The following is a 15,760-nucleotide window of genomic DNA, read 5'->3' on the forward strand; positions in this document are numbered from 1 at the left end:
GGATCTTTCGTACCCCGGACCCGGTGGCCGATAATCAGGGCCGTCTACTGTCGACGAATTGCTGAGACAATGGCCAATATCGTCCCTCTTCAGCCTTCCGACCCGACGGAGATCGGGGGGTTCTCACTGCTGGGAGTGCTGCGGGAGGGCGAACGCGCCCGCGTGTTCCTGGCCCGGGGCGCGGACGACGCCCAGGTGGAGATCGCCTGGATGCGTGCCGCATCGGCCGGATTCGAGACGACCGCGACCTCGCTGACCGACGTCAGCGCCCCCTCCCTGGCCCGGGTGATCGCCACCGGCGTGCTGGCGGACCGGCCGTACCTGGTGAGCGAGCACGTCACCGGCTCGCCACTGGAGGAGGTGGTGGCGCGGGCCGGCCCCTGGCACGGGCCCGCGCTGCACCGGCTGGGCATCGCGATGGCGTCGGCCCTGGTGGGGCTGCACCAGAGAGGCGTCACGCACGGCGACCTGCGTCCCGGCACCGTCCTCGTGGACGCGGACGGGATCACCGTGACCGGCTACGGCCTGTCCGGCCTCGGCACGGACGAGTCTGCGGACATGGAGACCCGGGAGCTCGGCCGGCTCGCCTACGCGGCTCCCGAACATCTGACCGGACAGACCTCGGGGCCGGCGGCGGACGTGTTCGCCTGGGCGGCCACGTTGCTGTTCGCCGCCACCGGCGTGCACGCCTTCGAGGGCGAGTCGATGGCCGCCACCGTCAACCGCCTCGCCCAGCACCAGCCCGGACTGGAGACGCTCGAAGCGCACCTGCGCCCGGTCGTGGCGGCCTGCCTGGCCAAGGAGCCCGCCCAGCGGCCCGAGGCCGGCGAGGTGCTGCTGCGGCTCGTCGGGCACTCGACCCAGACGGTCATGGGCGACCAGGCGCCGGCCGCGCCCCCGAAGCGGGCGGCCTGGCCCATGCTGGCCACCCTGGCCGCCGGAGGCGTGGCGGTGGCGGTGGCCGCCGCCGTGACCGGCCACCTCGTCGCCGACCGGGTGGTCGTGGCGCCCGCCGCCGTCGCCGTGGCGCCGTCGGTCTCGCTGCCCGACCTGTCGGTGACCGCGAGCGGCCCCGCCACCCTGCCCACGGCGACCGAGACGGTCCCGGCGACCGGCATCGGCCTGACGCTCCACGAGCACCCCGGCGACCCACTGCGGATCGTGGCCTACGGCAACGAGCGCGGCACCTGGCTGCGCATGGGCAAGGACGGCGAGTTCGCCGACGCGGGAGTGCAGGCCGAGGACGTGGCCGCGTCCCCCAATGGCGCCTGGTTCGCGCTGCTGACGAAGACCGAGGTGACACTGATCGCCCGCGTGAGCGGCGAGCGGTTCACCGTCCGGGTGCCGGAGCGGTCGGTCTCGCCGGTCTGGGACCGCGGATCGTCGCGGCTGCTGCTCACGCTGACCGGACCCGGCAAGGACCGCCCGCCGACCGGGTTCGCGGTGGTGGACGCGGTCACCCGCGACGTCCGCACGGTCGACACCGACGAGCGGCGGCACAAGGGCTCCGGCACGTTCGGCTGGATGCCGGCGGGCGACCAGGTGGCCGTCTCCTACGCGAGCGACTCGGGCAGCGGCCTGCGCATACGTGATCTGGAAGGACGACAGGTGCGAACGATGCCCTGGACCGGGGCGAGCATAGGCCGGGGCCTGCTCTCGCCGTCGGGCCGGCTGCTGATGACGGACTGCCCGAGCGGCGGGTCCCAGTGCGCGTGGGACGCCGCGACGGGCGCGCGGGTGGCCACGTACGTGAACTCGATCAAGAACGCCGAGAACTGGGGCTGGTACGACGACGACCACCTGATCATCCTTGACCCGAACAAGGAGCCGGTCGAGTTGCTCGCCGTGGACTTCCGTGACGGCCACCGCCGGCTCCTGGCCACGCTGACGACCGAGGACAACACCCCCGACCTGCGCCTCGCCCGAGCGGCCCGATGAACGCCACCCGCCCGGACGGGGAGACCGCCGAGCCGGAGACCGTGAACGTCCGATCCGCCGAATCCGAGACCGTGGACGTCCGATCGACCGGCCCGGAGAGCGTGGGCGGCTACCGGCTGACCGGCAGGCTGCGGGTGAGCTGCTGTGGGGTGGTCGACCATCTGGCGGTGGCGCCCTCCGGCAGGAAGGTGGTCCTGCGCCGCTACGGCAGGCCCGCCGACCGGCGACCCGCCGACCCGGACTGGGCCGAGCGGATGCGGCAGGCGGCCCCCGTGGGAACGGTCGCCGTGCTCGACTCGGGCGCCGACTTCGTGGTCACCGAGTACGTCGAAGGCGGCTCACTGGCCGACCAGTCCGCAGCACGGCCACCGACCGAGGGCGTAGGCGGGTCGATGGCCGAGCCGGCGCTGCGCCGCCTGGCGATCGCCACCGTGACGGCCCTGGCCGCCGTGCACCGTGCCGGGCTGGCGCCCGCCGGGATCCGGCCGAGCCGGGTCCTGCTGGGGCCGGACGGCCCGCGCTTACTGTGCGCGGTGCCCGAGGCGCACGACCAGGCCGGCGCATCGCACGACACCTCGCCCGAACCGGCCTGGACCGCCCCCGAGCAGCTACGCCCCGATGCCCACCCGGCCATCGATCCCACCCCCAGCCACCCGTCCCCCCAAGCCCGGACCACCGCCCAACGGACCACCGCGCAAGCCGAGGCCGCTCAAGCCAGGGCTGCCGCCCAGGCCGAGGCTGCCGGTCGGGCGGTCATGGCCGTGGACGTGTACCGCTGGGCCGTCACGGTCGCCTACGCCGCGGCGGGGCGTGACCCGTTCGCCGCTGACAGCGAAGGCCGGCGGCTGGCGCGGATGGCCGAGGGGGCCGCCAGCCTGGCCGCGGTGCCCCAGGGCGGGCTGCGCGACCTGCTGGCCGACTGCCTGGCGGACGACCCCGCCGCCCGGCCGACCGCCGAGGAGGCGCTGCTGCGCCTGGTCGAGGAGACCGGCCTGGCGGCCCCGCCGCCGGACCTCGCCGCCCCGCCGAAGCCGCCCGGGCGGCACCGGCGGGCGCTGCTGATCGCCGCGGCGGGCGTCACGATCGCCCTGGTCGCGGGCGGTACGTCCGCCGCGCTGACGTTGGCCTCGGCCCCCGAGCCCGCCGCCCGGCCCGCTCCCCGGCCCGCCGCCGCGGCCTCCCCCACGGCCGCGTGGACGCCTCGCTCTGCCTCGCCTCTGCCCACCCCGCCGGTCCAGGGCACCGAGCTGGCTCTGCCCGGCGGGCTCGGCACCGCCTACGAGCATCCCGCCGATCCGGTCCGGCTGACCTCGATCAGAGTGGCGGAGAGCCGCCGTTACGTACGCGATCCACGCACCGGCGCGTTCGCCGACATCGGCCCACACACCGTGATGGCCGAGCAGTCTCCCGACGGGCGCTGGCTGGCCTCCTTCAACACCATGTACGCGGCGACCGGCGATCACCTGGCCGTGTCCTTCGCCGACCGCCTGACCGGCGAGCGCTTCAGTGTGCCGGTCCTGCGCCCGCCGTACCAGAGCGTGGCGCTGTCCTGGTCCCGCGACAGCGGCCGGGTGCTGCTGACGGCGCAGCGGTTCGCCGAGGTGAACGGCGAGGACGCGCCGTTCACGGCCGGGTACGTGATCGTGGACGTGGCGGCGCGGACCGCGCGGTTCGTCCCGACCACCGACGGCGACGAGGTGGAGCAGGCCGCTCGGGCGTCGGAGGGCCGGCTGAAGCCCATCGAGTTCCACGCGGAGTACCGCTGGACACCGGACGGGCGGTCGGTGATCTCCAGCTTCCTGACCGCCGAGTGGGGGCAGGGGGTGCGCGTCCGCGACGCGAACTCCGGCCGGGTGACCCGCATGATGCACTGGACCGGGGAGGTCCAGGGCGTGGCCGACTGGTACTCCCCCTCGGGTGACAAGCTCATCACCGGCGGTTGCTCCAAGACCCTCGCCGCCTGCGTCTGGAAGGCGGCCGACGCCTCCCGCCTGCACACCGTGCCGCTCCTCAAGGGCGCGGGATTCGTCGGCTGGTACGACGAGAACCACCTGATCGTGGTCGTCTCGGTGGAGAAGGGGCAGCGCGGCGTGTTCGTGACGGACATGGCGGGCAAGCCCGTCCGGGTGCTGGCCATGCTCAAGGCGGCCGACGACGTGGTGGTCGACGTGCGCTACACCAGGGGATAGAAGTCGTGCCCGCCACCGAGCCGCGGCCCGAGGACCCCGGCACGATCGGCGGCTACCGGGTGCGCGGCAGGCTCGGCGCCGGCGGGCAGGGCGTGGTCTACCTGGCCGAGGCGCCGGACGGCCGGCCGGTGGCGGTCAAGGTGCTGCTCGCGGCCGACGAGGAGGCCGCGGCGCTGCTGCGCCGCGAGGCCGAGATCCTGCCGAAGATCGCCACCTTCTGCACGGCACAGGTGTTGGAGGTCGGTACGGCCGGCGACGCGCCGTACGTGGTCAGCGAGTACGTGGAGGGGCCCACCCTGCAGCAGGCGGTGGCCGCCCGTGGGCCGCTGCGCGGGCGCGAGCTGCACCGGCTGGCCGTGGGCACCATCACCGCGCTCGCCGCCATCCACCGCGCCGGGGTCGTGCACCGCGACTTCAAGCCGGGCAACGTGCTGCTCAGCCCGGAAGGGCCGCGCGTCATCGACTTCGGCATCGCCCGTCCCGCCGGCGTCGCCGACGTCCCCGGCGAGGACCTGATGGGCACCCCGCCGTACATGGCGCCCGAGCAGTTCCGTCTCGGGGTGGGCGGGCCCGCCGCCGACCTGTTCGCGTGGGGCTCCACCATGGTGTTCGCGGCCACGGGGACGCCCGCTTTCGGCACCGGCGCGCTGCCCGCGATCGTCAACCGGATCGTGAACTCCGAGCCCGACCTCGGCCCCCTCGACGACGACCTGCGCGAGGCGGTCGCCGCCTGCCTGGCCAAGGACCCGGCCGACCGGCCCGCCGCCCGGCAGGTGCTCCTGCGCCTGCTCGGCCGCCCGGCCGAGGCCGCCACCGACGCCACCTCCCCGCAGGAGCTGACCGCCGGAGTCACCCGGGCGTCCACCACCCGGCCCGGCCGGTGGCCGTCCACCCTCGTGCCGTTCGGCGAGCCGGGCCCGCGCAGGCGCCGCCTGGTGGTGATGGCCGCCGCCGTGGCGGCCGTGATCGTCGCGGCATCCGTCGCGCTCGCCGTGCTCAGGCCGTGGGCGGTCACCCTCGCCACCAGCGGGCCGCTGGCCACCGACACCCACGTGGTCAAGGTCCCGGAGCTGGGCGCGACGCTGCACGAGCATCCCTCCGACCCGCTGCGGGTGACCTCCTTCCTGCGCGGCAGCACGGAGCTGACCGACGGGCTGGCCTTCAGGGCCGGCCTGCGTGCCGTCGGCGGCGACACCTTCCGGCCGTTGACCAGCCGCATGCTGCCGCTGGTCTCCCCCAGCGGTGAGCGGACCGCCGCCATCCACGAGTCCCCCGGTCTGGCCGTGGAGAACGCGGGCGGGGTCCGGTTCACCGACCGTGACCTCGGCGGCGAGTTCTGGGTGCACGTGGTCGACCCGCCGCTCGCCCTGCGGCGGGCGACCTGGAGCGAGGAAGGCGATCGGCTGCTGGTGACCGTCTTCGACACCGCGGCCGAGGACCGCACGGTGGGCTTCGCCGTGGTGGACCCCGCCGAGCGCACCGCCACCGTGACCCGGCGGGGCGCGCCGGAGTCCGGCAAGGCCGACTACACGTGGGGGCCCGACGAGGACACCGTCGCCCGCGCCTCGGGCCCCGACCGGATCAGCGTGCACGCCCTGGACGGCGCTGTGCGCCGTACCATCGGCCAGGTCGCTCTGGCGGAGGACGAGGTCCCGCGCTTCTCCGGAGACGGCCGGCTGATCGCCCGGTGCCCCGGCAGGACCGACACCGCGTGCGTCCTCGACGCCGCCACCGGCCGGCGGCTGGCCACCGTGCCCCTCCCCGAGGGTGGGAAGGTCTGGTTCTGGTACGGCAGGGACCACCTGGCCGTCTACACCGAGAAGAGCGTCCCGCCCCGGACCCAGGCCATCGACCTCACCGGCAGGCCGGTGCGCGTCCTGGCCGAGTTCACCGGTGGCACGTCGTGGACCGTCCACTACGGCGTCCGCTGACTCCTTTTTTGGGTCTTGTTGCCGCGATGAGTCAGGGCTATCCTCAGGCACCAATCTCTTAGGAAACTTTCCTAAGAGATTCAGAGAGGGTGATCGGGTGTACAAACAACGCATCTTCGCCGCCATGTCCGCCACGGCGATGGCCGGCGCGCTGACCTTCGCACTGCCGATGTCCAGCGCCTCCGCCGAGGCGTGTGCCGCCGCGTGGAACTCCGGCGCCGTCTACACCAGTGGCGCCTCCGTCTCCCACAACGGCCGCAACTACTCGGCCCTGTGGTGGACGCAGGGCGAGGCTCCCGGAAGCGCGGCGGTCTGGTCGGACAAGGGCGGCTGCACCGGCGGCTCGACCTCGCCCACGTGCAACCACCCGAACTGGGCGGCGGGCACCTGGTATCCCGCCGGCTCCATCGTCCGCTTCACCGACGGCCGCTACTACCGGGCCGAACATGAGAACCCCGGCTACGACCCCACGATCAGCACCTGGTTCTGGGAGCCGTACACCTGCGGCGGGACCACCCCCACCGACCCGCCGGACCCGTCCGGGTTTCTGGTGAGCCAGGCGCAGTTCAACCAGATGTTCCCGAGCAGGAACGGCTTCTACACCTACAGCGGGCTGACCGCCGCCCTCAGCGCCTATCCCGGCTTCACCAAGACCGGCAGCGACACCGTACGCAAGCGGGAGGCCGCGGCCTTCCTCGCCAACGTCAGCCACGAGACCGGCGGCCTGGTCCACATCGTCGAGCAGAACACCGCCAACTACTCGCACTACTGCGACGCCGGCCAGCCCTTCGGCTGCCCCGCCGGCCAGTCCGCCTACTACGGTCGCGGGCCGATGCAGCTCAGCTGGAACTACAACTACAAGGCCGCCGGTGACGCCCTCGGCCTCGACCTGCTCCGCAACCCCTCCCTGGTGCAGAACGACGCCTCCGTGGCCTGGAAGACCGGCCTGTGGTACTGGAACACCCAGAGCGGCCCCGGCACCATGACCCCGCACAACGCCATGGTCAACGGCCCCGGCTTCGGTGAGACCATCCGCAGCATCAACGGCCGCATCGAGTGCAACGGTGGAAACCCCGCCCAGGTGCAGAGCCGCATCAACACCTACCAGCGGTTCGTGCAGATCCTCGGCACCACGCCGGGCGACAACCTGTCCTGCTGACGGGCCTGCCGGCAGGCCGGTGAGCCGAAGGCGCCGCGCGAGCTCACGCCCGCGCGGCGTCACCCCGCCGGGCGCCCGTGAAAGGCGAGCAGCCCGGCGGCGGCGTCACCGCTCGCGGGCTGCGGCGCGGGCGGTGGCGAGCGCGCCGTCGGCGGTCAGCCGGGAGAGCCAGTCCACCAGCAGCGCCCGTGACTCCGCCGGTTCACGGCCCATCAGCCGGTCCACCACCTCTTCCGGCCCCGCCTCAGGCATGCGCAGCCGCTCGGCCGACGGGTCCGCGACGGTCAGCGGGGCGCCGTCGTCGGCGCGCCCGGCAGCGACGCACCGCATCCAGGCCGCCACCCCGAGCGTCGCCCAGCGGGCCTCCGCGCCGTGGGCGAGGCGGTCGCGGATCACCGGGAGCAGCCGCTGGGGCAGCTTGTGCGTGCCGTCGGCGGCGATCTGCGTGATCGGGTGGCGCAGCGCCGGGTTGGCCAGGCGCGTCAGCAGCCGGGCGCCGTACTCGGCCAGGTCGACGCCGGGCGGCGGGGTGAGGGTGGGCGCGGCGTCGTGCTCCAGGTAGCGGCGGGCCACCTCGACCAGGTCGGGGCGGGCCATCGCCTGGTCGACGGTGCCGAGCCCGGCGAGCGCGCCGAGGTAGGCCAGCAGCGAGTGGACGCCGTTGAGCATGCGCAGCTTCATGGTCTCGTACGGCGCGACATCGGGGGTGACGATCGCCCCCGCCCGCTCCCAGGGCGGCCGGCCGGCAGCGAACCTGTCCTCGATCACCCACTGCCGGAACGGCTCGGTGCCCAGCGCCGCCCGGTCCTCCACACCGAGCAGCCGCGAGGCGGCAGCCCGGTCGGCGGCGGTGGCGGCGGGCACGATCCGGTCCACCATCGAGGACGGGAAGGCGACGTTCGGCTCGATCCAGGCGAGCAGGTCCTCCTCGCGGCCGAGGCGGCAGTGCTCCGCCACCAGCCCGGCCAGCAGCCGGCCGCCGCCCACCAGGTTGTCGCAGCTCATCACGGTCACCGGCCCCGCGTCGGCGGCGCGGCGGGCGCGCAGCCCGGCGACCAGCCGTCCCACGGCGGTGACCGGCGGCCGTCCCGCCAGGTCGGCGGCCACCTCGGGGTCGTCCGCGCGCAGCCGTCCCGTCGCGGGGTCGTGACGGTAGCCGGGCTCGGTCACCGTCATGGTGATCACCCGTACGTCCGGGTCGGCGATCCTGGCGATCCCCGCCTCCGGCCCGACCACGGCGGTCAGCACGCCGACCACCCGGATCGAGGCGTGCGCGCCGTCCCGTTCGAGCACCGAGTAGAGGTGGTCCTGCGGCGCGAGCGCCTCGGCGGCGGCCATGCTGCGCATGGTCACCCCGCACACGCCGAAGGCCGGGTCGCCGGCGTCCTCGGTGTAGACGGCCTGGTGGGCGCGGTGGAAGGCGCCGAGGCCCAGGTGGACGAGGCCGGTACGCAGGCCGTCCGGGCCGAGCGCGGGCCTGGCCTCCTCGGGCACGGCGGCCAGGGTCCGGCGCGAGAGCCGCATCAGTAGACCAGGTGCTTGCCGCCGTCGCCGATGAGGGTCTCCCCCGTCACCATGTCGGCCTCCAGCAGCGCGGTCACCATCCGGGCGATGTCCTCGGGCCGGGCGGTGCGCCGCAGCGGCACCCTGGCCTGCTCCTTGGCGGTCATCTCGGCGAAACCCTGCTCGCCCAGGCGGTCGACGTGCCAGCGGGTCTCCACCGTGCCCGGCGACACGGCGTTGACCCTGACCTCGGGCGCGAGCGCGACGGCCAGGCCGCGGGTGAGCTGGAGCAGAGCCGCCTTGCTCACGCCGTAGGCGAGTGAGGAGCCGAGGGCGCGGTGCCCGGAGATGGAGGCGACGTTGACGATCGCGCCGCGCGCGGCCCTCAGGTCGGGGGCGAAGGCGCGGGCGCAGTAGAAGGCGCCCATCAGATTGACGCCCATGACGTGCTCCCACACCTCGTCGGTGAGCGCCTCCAGGTCGGGGAAGGGCACCCAGCGGGTCGTCCCCGCGTTGCAGACCAGCAGGTCGGCCCGGCCGTAGCCGGCGCGTACCCGCTCGGCCAGGCGGCGGACGGCGGCGTCGTCGGACACGTCGGCGGCGACCGCCTCGGACGCGCAGCCCGAACTCCTCAGGCGGGCGGCGGTCGCCTCCGCCTCGTCGGCCGAGCGCGAGTAGTTGACCACGACCGCCGCCGCGCCCTTCCTGGCCAGCCGCTCCGCGACGGCGGCGCCGATGCCGGTGCCGCCGCCGGTGACCACGGCGACCGTCCCCTGGATGTCCATCTGTGCACGTCTCCTCAGGTCGCGATGTCCAGATCCTTGCTCTCGCGGGAGGCGTAGAACGCCACGAACGAGATCGCCGCGGTGCCGATCAGGAACGCCGCGACCAGCCACGGCTCGCCGCCCGACCGGGCCGCGAGCGTCGCCCCGATCAGCGGGGAGAACCCGGCGATGGCCGCGCCCACCTCGCGGGAGGCGGCGAACCCCGTGTACCGGACCCGCGCCCCGAACAACTCGGCGTAGAACACCGGCTGCACGGCCACCTGCGGCGCGAACCCGCCCGCGCCCATGATCATCATGGCCAGCCACACGACCCAGGGGACGCCGGTGTCGACCATGAGAAAGTACGGGTAGGCGAACGCGGCCACGAAGAGCACACTGAAGAGGTTGAGCGGGCGACGGCCCACCCGGTCCGACAGCGCGCCGTACACCGGCTGCAGCACGATCACGGTCAGCCCGAAGAAGATCACCCCGAGCAGCGCCGTGCGGTTGGTCAGCCCCAGCTCGGCGGTGGCGTACGCGACGCTAAACGTGGCGAGGATGTAGACCACGGCGGTGTCGCAGATGTGCGCGCCGACGCCGACGAGGAAGCTGCGCGGGTAGCGCGCGATCGTGTCCCTGATCGGCAGCTTGACGATCTCGCGACTGCGCTCCATCTCCAGGAACACCGGCGACTCGGCGACCCGCAGCCGCACGTACAGCGCGACCCCGATCAGCGCGAAGCTCACCAGGAACGGCACCCGCCAGCCCCAGGAGGTGACGTCCGGCTGGGGCAGCAGCTGGACGAGCAGGAACGCCGAGGTGCCGAGCACCAGGCCGATCTGCACGCCGGTCTGGGCGAAGGAGGCGTAGTAGCCGCGCCGGTTCTGCGGGGCGTGCTCGGCCAGCAGCGTCGCCGCGCCGCCGAACTCCGCGCCCGCCCCGAGTCCCTGGCAGACCCGCAGCAGCGTGAGCAGGATCGGCGCCCACACCCCGATCGCCGGGTAGGTGGGCAGCAGGCCGATCAGCCCCGTGGACACTCCCATGATCACCGTGGTGATGATCAGGGTGGAGCGGCGGCCGATCCTGTCTCCCAGGTGGCCGAACAGGACGCCGCCGAACGGCCGGACCACGAAACCGACGCCGAAGGTGGCGAAGGCGGCGATCGTGCCCGCGGCCGGATCGGCGTCGGTGAAGAAGAGCTGGTTGAAGACGAGAGCGGCGGCGGTTCCGTAGATGAAGAAGTCGTACCACTCCAGGGCGGTGCCGACGAGGGCGCCCGCGACGACGCGCTTGAGTTGGGGGGTGGCGGCCATCTAACCTCCTGGGGACGAATCGGCCCACGGAACGCCGAGCCGCGCGGCCAGCCCGCCCAACTCCGCCCACACCGCGTGCGGCACCGGGATCCCCTCCGCCAGCCGGGTGCGGCGCGCCTCCGCTTCGGGCTCCCCGGGCACGACCACGCCGGGGCCGGACTCGCGCAACGCCCGGCAGAAGGATTCGGCCTGGTCGACGTAGGCGTCCAGGGGGACGAACGCCGCCACGTCGAGCGCGGTGATCACGGTGCCGAACGTGCCGTCGTAGGCCGCGGAGCAGGACACGCCGGTGCCTGTGAGCAGCCCGCCGACCAGCTCGACGAGCACGCTCAGGCCGTAGCCCTTGTGCCCGCCGAACGGCAGCAGCGCCCCGCCCCGGTAGAAGTCGCCCGGGTCGGTCGAGGGGCGCCCGCCGGCGTCGACGAGCACTCCTTCGGGCGCGGCCTCGCCGGCGGCGCTCAGCAGGGCCAGCTTGCCCTCGGCCATGGCGGCGCTCGCCCAGTCCATGACCACCGCCTCGCCGCCGGCGCGCGGCGCGGCCCAGGCGATCGGGTTGGTGCCGAGCATCCTGCGGTGGGCGCCGCCGTAGGGGGCCACGGTGGGGTCCGCGTTGCCGACGATCTGCGCGATGAGACCCTGCCGGGCGAGCGTCTCGGCGTACTCGCCGAGCCTGCCGACGTGGTTGCACTCGCCGATGGCCACCACGCCCACGCCGTGGGCGCCCGCCAGCTCGGCCGCCTCGGCGGCGGCCAGCCGGGCGGCGGCCTGCCCGAAGCCGCGCCGCCCGGACACGACGGCGGTCCCGCCACGGCGGGACACCACCTGCGGGCGGGCGGCCGGCACGATCATCCCGGCCTCGATCATGTCGAGGTACGGCACCAGCCGCCGGACACCGTGGGAGCCGTGCCCGGCCAGGTCGGCGTCCACCAGGGACGCGGCGACCACCGCGGCCGTCTCAGGGGGCGTACCGGCCGCCTGGAGGATGTCGCGGGCCAGGTCACGTAGGTGGTCGGCGGTGCTGACGTGGGATGTCGAGGCCATGGCGAGCTGTCTCGTTAGGCGGTAACTGTCGCTCCGTGTGGGCGCATATGCCCGCTGCTTCTCCACTGAAACCAGGGCGTACCAGGTGGAACGGTCCTATCGAGCTCGGTCACGGGAGTGGACCGCCGGAGGCCATGACGTCGGCGAGGGTGATCTCGCGCAACAGGGTGTGCTCATGGTCGTGCAGCCGCGCCCAGATCTCTTCGAGGGGCGCGGCCGCCTTGGGGAACGGCCTGGCGGCCTGCTCGGCTCCCTCGGTGACGCGGATGACGTCGGCCAGGGAGATCTGCCCGGCCGGGCGGGCGAGCCAGTAGCCGCCCTCGGGACCGCGCTGACTGTGGATGAGCCCGGCCCGGCGGAGCTGGAGCAGGATGTTGTCGCAGAAGCGGCGCGGGATGTCCTGCGAGGTGGCGACCCATTCCGCGTGGACCGGGCCGCCTGCCTCCGCCAGGGCGAGCATGGCTCCCAGGGCGTACTGGGTGCGTGCGGAGATCCTCACAGGTGTCAGGCGGGGGTGGTCTCTTCCTCGGGCTTGCGGAGATCGGCCTCGACCGCCTCGACGGTCTCGTTGGCCTTGTCCCGGCGGTACTCGCGGATCGAGTAGGCCAGGGCGGCGGCCCACAGGACCGCGATGGCGAGGTAGGCAACGGTCTGGACGTTGCCGGGGGCGTCGATCCAGTCGCTGCGCAGCAGGGTGCGGACGTTGGTCAGGATGATGAGGCCGCCCACGGCCGAGCCGAGGATGCGCGGCGGGATGTGGCGCACCAGCCAGGCGGCGATCGGCGCGGCGATGACGCCGCCGACCAGCAGCACGGCGACCCAGGAGAAGTTGATGTTCTCCGAGCCGATGCCGACGAAGAAGCCGATGCTGGCCGCGATGGCGACGATGAACTCGCTGGCGTCGATGGAGCCGATCACCTTGCGCGGCGCCAGGCGGCCGCTGGCCAGGATGGCGGGGGTGCCGACCGGCCCCCAGCCGCCTCCGCCGGTGGCGTCGACGAAGCCGGCCACCAGTCCCAGCGGGCCGAGGAAGCGGCGGCGCAGCGGCTTGCCCAGGTTGCCGCGCGGCAGGCCGAAGGCGGTGAAGCGGACGAGGATGTAGACGCCCAGCGACAGCAGGATGATCGACATGACCGGGGCGGCGACCTCGGTCGACAGGTTGGACAGGAACGTCGCCCCGGCGAAGGCGCCGATCGCGCCCGGCACGCCGATCCTGGCGACCACCTTCCAGTCGATGTTGCCGAAGCGCCAGTGTGAGATGCCCGAGGCCAGCGTGGTGCCGATCTCGGCCAGGTGAACGGTGGCCGACGCGGCCGCGGCGTTGGTGCCGACGGCCAGCAGCAGCGTGGTCGAGGTGACGCCGTAGGCCATGCCTAGGCTGCCGTCGACGAGCTGGGCCACGAAGCCGACCAGCCCGAGCAGGATGAGCGCTCGCACGACCTCCCCTTTCCTATGATTCCTACTGTACAAGTAGGAATCTAATGGATACATACTGACAGTCAAGTCACGTTTACGTCTCGCGGCCCGGCAGCCGGGGCACGGCGGCCACCAGCGCCCGCGCGTAGGGGTGCCTCGGGTGGGCGAACACCTGCTCCACCTCGCCCTCCTCGACCACCCGGCCGTCCTTCATGACCAGCACCCGGTCGCTGACATGCCGTACGACGCCCAGGTCGTGGGAGATGAACAGCATGGCGGTGCCGTACTCGGCCTGGATGTCGGCGAGCAGGTCGAGCACCTGGGCCTGGATGGAGACGTCGAGCGCGGAGACCGGCTCGTCGCAGACGAGCACGTCCGGGCGGGGGCCGAGGGCCCTGGCGATGGCGACGCGCTGACGCTGCCCGCCGGACAGCTCCCTCGGACGCCGGGCGGCCGTCTCGGGGCCGAGCCCGACGCGGCCCAGCAGGTCGAGCACCCGGGCCCGGCGCTCGCCCCGAGGCAGGAACAGCGGCTCGGCGACCAGGCGGCCGACGGTGTGGCGGGGGTCGAAGGAGTCGAGCGGGTTCTGCGAGATGAGCTGGATCCTGGGCCGCAGCGGCCGGCGCCCGCGCTCCGGCACGCCGCTCCACGGGCGCCGGTGCAGGCTGACCCGGCCGACGTCCGGTTCGAGCAGCCCCAGGGCCAGCCTGGCCAGGGTGGTCTTGCCGGAGCCGGACTCGCCGACGACGCCGAGTGTCTCCCCCTCGTGCAGTGCGAAGGAGACGCCGTCCACCACCGCGCGCGGCCCGTACGACTTGGACAGCCCGGCACCGGCGAGCACCGGAGCGGACCCCCTCACCGGCCGCGCGGCACCCCCGACCAGGGGCGGACCGCCGGACAGGCGGGTGCCGCGGGAGGCGGCCGACGGGACGGCGGCCAGCAATGAGCGGGTGTACGGGTGCTCGGGCGCGGACAGCACCCGGCCGGTGGGCCCCTCCTCCACGATCCGGCCGTCCTTCATGACCAGGACGCGGTCGGCGATCGAGGCGACCACCGCGAGGTCATGGCTGATCAGTAGCAGCGCGGTCCCAGCGGCCTTGCGCTCCGCGAGCAGCCGCAGGATCTGCGCCTGTACGGTGACGTCCAGGGCCGTGGTGGGCTCGTCGGCGATGATCAGCTCGGGCTGGGCCGCGATGGCCGAGGCGATCAGCACCCGCTGCCGCAGCCCGCCGGACAGCTGGTGCGGATACTGCCGGACGCGGGCCGCCGGATCGGGCACGCCGACCGACTCCAGCAGCTCCAGCGTCCTTTCCGTACGGCGAGCGCGGGGCACCACGTCGTGCACCGCGAGCACCTCGCCGATCTCGGCGCCCACGGTCCGCAGCGGATCGAGCGAGACCAGCGCGTCCTGCAGCACCAGCCCGGCGAACCGGCCCCGCACCCGCCGCCAGTCCCCCGGCCCGAACCGGAGCGCGTCCCGCCCGCCGACCCGGAACGCCCCGGCCCGTACGGCCGAGCCGGGACCGGCGAGCCCGAGCAGCGACCGGGCGGTGACGCTCTTGCCCGACCCGGACTCCCCCACGATCGCCACACACTCCCCCGGCGCGACCGACAGCGAGACGCCGCGCACCACCTCGGTCCCGCCGAAGCTCACTCGCAGGTCCCGCACGGCCAGCAGCGTCCTGACGACGGGCGGCGCGGCGTGGACGGTCATGGCGTCCTTCCTTCGAAACGGCGCTGCAGCCGCCGCCCGGCCACGGTCAGGCAGACGACGGTCAGCGTGATCGCGATCCCCGGGAACAGCGCCTGCCACCAGGCGACCCGCAGGTAGTTGCGGGCCTCGGAGAGCATCGCGCCCCATTCGGCGGCCGGCGGCTGCGGCCCCATGCCGAGGAAGCTGAGCCCGGAGGCGGCGATGACGGCCGTGCCGAGCCCGATCGTCGCCAGCACCGGGATCGGCCCGAGCACGTTGGGCAGCACGTGCCCGGCGGTGATCGCAAGCCGGGAGCGGCCGAACGTGACGGCCTGCTCGACGTAGCCGGCGTGACGGACCACGAAGGTCTGGGCGCGGATCACCCGGGCGTAGTTCGGGATCTGCGCGACGGCGATGGCCAGGACGACGTTGACCGTGCCGGGCCCGGTGACGGCGATGACCAGCAGCGCGAGCAGCAGCTCCGGCAGGGTGGACAGCACGTCGAACGAGCGGGCCAGCGTCTCGTCCAGCCACTTGGGCGACAGCCCGGCGGCCAGGCCGAGCAGCACGCCCGCGGTCACGGCCAGCGCGGTGGCGGTGACGCCGATGGTGAGCGAGTGCCGGGCGCCGTGCACCACTCTGGACAGCACGTCCCGGCCGAGATGGTCGCTGCCGAACCAGTGGTCCGCGCCGGGCGGCGCGAGCGCGCGCAGCGGATCGGCCGCCAGCGGGTCCACGCCGGTGATCAGGCCGGGGGCAGCGACGGCCAGCGCGAGCAGTGCGAGGAAGGCCACGGGGACCAGGATTCGCACG

At 73.9% G+C, this 15,760-nt stretch carries 12 protein-coding genes; 4 read left to right on the forward strand and 8 right to left on the reverse strand.

Going from position 1 to position 15,760, the window contains the following annotated elements:
* Positions 1–69 precede the first annotated feature (69 nt).
* The 4 genes from ACTMTF_RS09010 (at position 70) to ACTMTF_RS09025 (ending at position 7,217) form a co-directional block, all read left to right on the forward strand.
* A complete protein-coding gene (locus ACTMTF_RS09010) occupies positions 70–1,938 on the forward strand; it encodes a serine/threonine protein kinase (RefSeq protein WP_441110173.1) in 1,869 nt (622 codons plus the stop codon).
* Positions 1,935–4,127, forward strand: a complete 2,193-nt coding sequence (locus ACTMTF_RS09015) for a hypothetical protein (RefSeq protein ID WP_441110174.1) — start codon at positions 1,935–1,937, stop codon at positions 4,125–4,127. The genes ACTMTF_RS09010 and ACTMTF_RS09015 overlap by 4 nt, the downstream gene beginning before the upstream one ends.
* Positions 4,128–4,132: 5 nt before the next feature.
* Positions 4,133–6,058 (forward strand): serine/threonine-protein kinase, encoded by a 1,926-nt coding sequence (locus tag ACTMTF_RS09020; protein ID WP_441110175.1) that lies wholly within the window; start codon positions 4,133–4,135, stop codon positions 6,056–6,058.
* A gap of 97 nt (positions 6,059–6,155) precedes the next feature.
* Positions 6,156–7,217: a glycoside hydrolase family 19 protein gene (locus ACTMTF_RS09025; protein ID WP_441110176.1), complete on the forward strand. Its 1,062-nt coding sequence runs from the start codon at positions 6,156–6,158 to the stop codon at positions 7,215–7,217.
* A 105-nt stretch (positions 7,218–7,322) separates the two neighbouring features.
* On the opposite strand, the gene ACTMTF_RS09030 is transcribed toward ACTMTF_RS09025, so the two are convergent.
* The 8 genes from ACTMTF_RS09030 to ACTMTF_RS09065 form a co-directional block, all read right to left on the reverse strand.
* Positions 7,323–8,741, reverse strand: coding sequence for a mannitol dehydrogenase family protein (locus ACTMTF_RS09030; protein ID WP_441110177.1), 1,419 nt, complete (start codon positions 8,739–8,741; stop codon positions 7,323–7,325).
* Positions 8,741–9,505, reverse strand: a complete 765-nt coding sequence (locus tag ACTMTF_RS09035; RefSeq protein WP_441110178.1) for an SDR family NAD(P)-dependent oxidoreductase — start codon at positions 9,503–9,505, stop codon at positions 8,741–8,743. The genes ACTMTF_RS09030 and ACTMTF_RS09035 overlap by 1 nt, the downstream gene beginning before the upstream one ends.
* A 14-nt stretch (positions 9,506–9,519) precedes the next feature.
* The gene (locus ACTMTF_RS09040; protein ID WP_441110179.1) at positions 9,520–10,797 is read right to left on the reverse strand and encodes an MFS transporter; all 1,278 of its coding nucleotides are present in this window, start codon (positions 10,795–10,797) and stop codon (positions 9,520–9,522) included.
* Positions 10,798–11,838 (reverse strand): Ldh family oxidoreductase, encoded by a 1,041-nt coding sequence (locus ACTMTF_RS09045; protein ID WP_441110180.1) that lies wholly within the window; start codon positions 11,836–11,838, stop codon positions 10,798–10,800.
* Positions 11,839–11,947: 109 nt separating this feature from the next.
* Positions 11,948–12,337: an RrF2 family transcriptional regulator gene (locus tag ACTMTF_RS09050; RefSeq protein ID WP_441110181.1), complete on the reverse strand. Its 390-nt coding sequence runs from the start codon at positions 12,335–12,337 to the stop codon at positions 11,948–11,950.
* Positions 12,338–12,342: 5 nt separating this feature from the next.
* Positions 12,343–13,275 carry a sulfite exporter TauE/SafE family protein gene (locus ACTMTF_RS09055; protein ID WP_441110182.1) on the reverse strand — a complete coding sequence of 311 codons (933 nt, stop codon included), beginning with the start codon at positions 13,273–13,275 and terminating at the stop codon, positions 12,343–12,345.
* A 73-nt stretch (positions 13,276–13,348) separates the two neighbouring features.
* The gene (locus ACTMTF_RS09060) at positions 13,349–14,968 is read right to left on the reverse strand and encodes a dipeptide ABC transporter ATP-binding protein (RefSeq protein ID WP_441110183.1); all 1,620 of its coding nucleotides are present in this window, start codon (positions 14,966–14,968) and stop codon (positions 13,349–13,351) included.
* Positions 14,965–15,759 carry an ABC transporter permease gene (locus ACTMTF_RS09065; RefSeq protein WP_441110184.1) on the reverse strand — a complete coding sequence of 265 codons (795 nt, stop codon included), beginning with the start codon at positions 15,757–15,759 and terminating at the stop codon, positions 14,965–14,967. Before ACTMTF_RS09065 ends, ACTMTF_RS09060 begins: the two co-directional genes overlap by 4 nt.
* Between the last annotated feature and the right edge of the window lies 1 nt (position 15,760).

Source organism: Nonomuraea sp. ZG12 (assembly GCF_052068115.1).
In the GTDB taxonomy this organism is placed as follows: Bacteria; Actinomycetota; Actinomycetes; order Streptosporangiales; family Streptosporangiaceae; genus Nonomuraea.

Bases quoted from the DNA above. Each gene is read 5' to 3' on its own strand.
- ACTMTF_RS09015 (WP_441110174.1), top strand. From the start codon at position 1,935: ATGAACGCCACCCGCCCGGACGGGGAGACCGCCGAGCCGGAGACCGTG.
- ACTMTF_RS09010 (WP_441110173.1), top strand. From the start codon at position 70: ATGGCCAATATCGTCCCTCTTCAGCCTTCCGACCCGACGGAGATCGGG.
- ACTMTF_RS09040 (WP_441110179.1), bottom strand. From the start codon at position 10,797: ATGGCCGCCACCCCCCAACTCAAGCGCGTCGTCGCGGGCGCCCTCGTC.
- ACTMTF_RS09030 (WP_441110177.1), bottom strand. From the start codon at position 8,741: ATGCGGCTCTCGCGCCGGACCCTGGCCGCCGTGCCCGAGGAGGCCAGG.
- ACTMTF_RS09035 (WP_441110178.1), bottom strand. From the start codon at position 9,505: ATGGACATCCAGGGGACGGTCGCCGTGGTCACCGGCGGCGGCACCGGC.
- ACTMTF_RS09060 (WP_441110183.1), bottom strand. From the start codon at position 14,968: ATGACCGTCCACGCCGCGCCGCCCGTCGTCAGGACGCTGCTGGCCGTG.
- ACTMTF_RS09045 (WP_441110180.1), bottom strand. From the start codon at position 11,838: ATGGCCTCGACATCCCACGTCAGCACCGCCGACCACCTACGTGACCTG.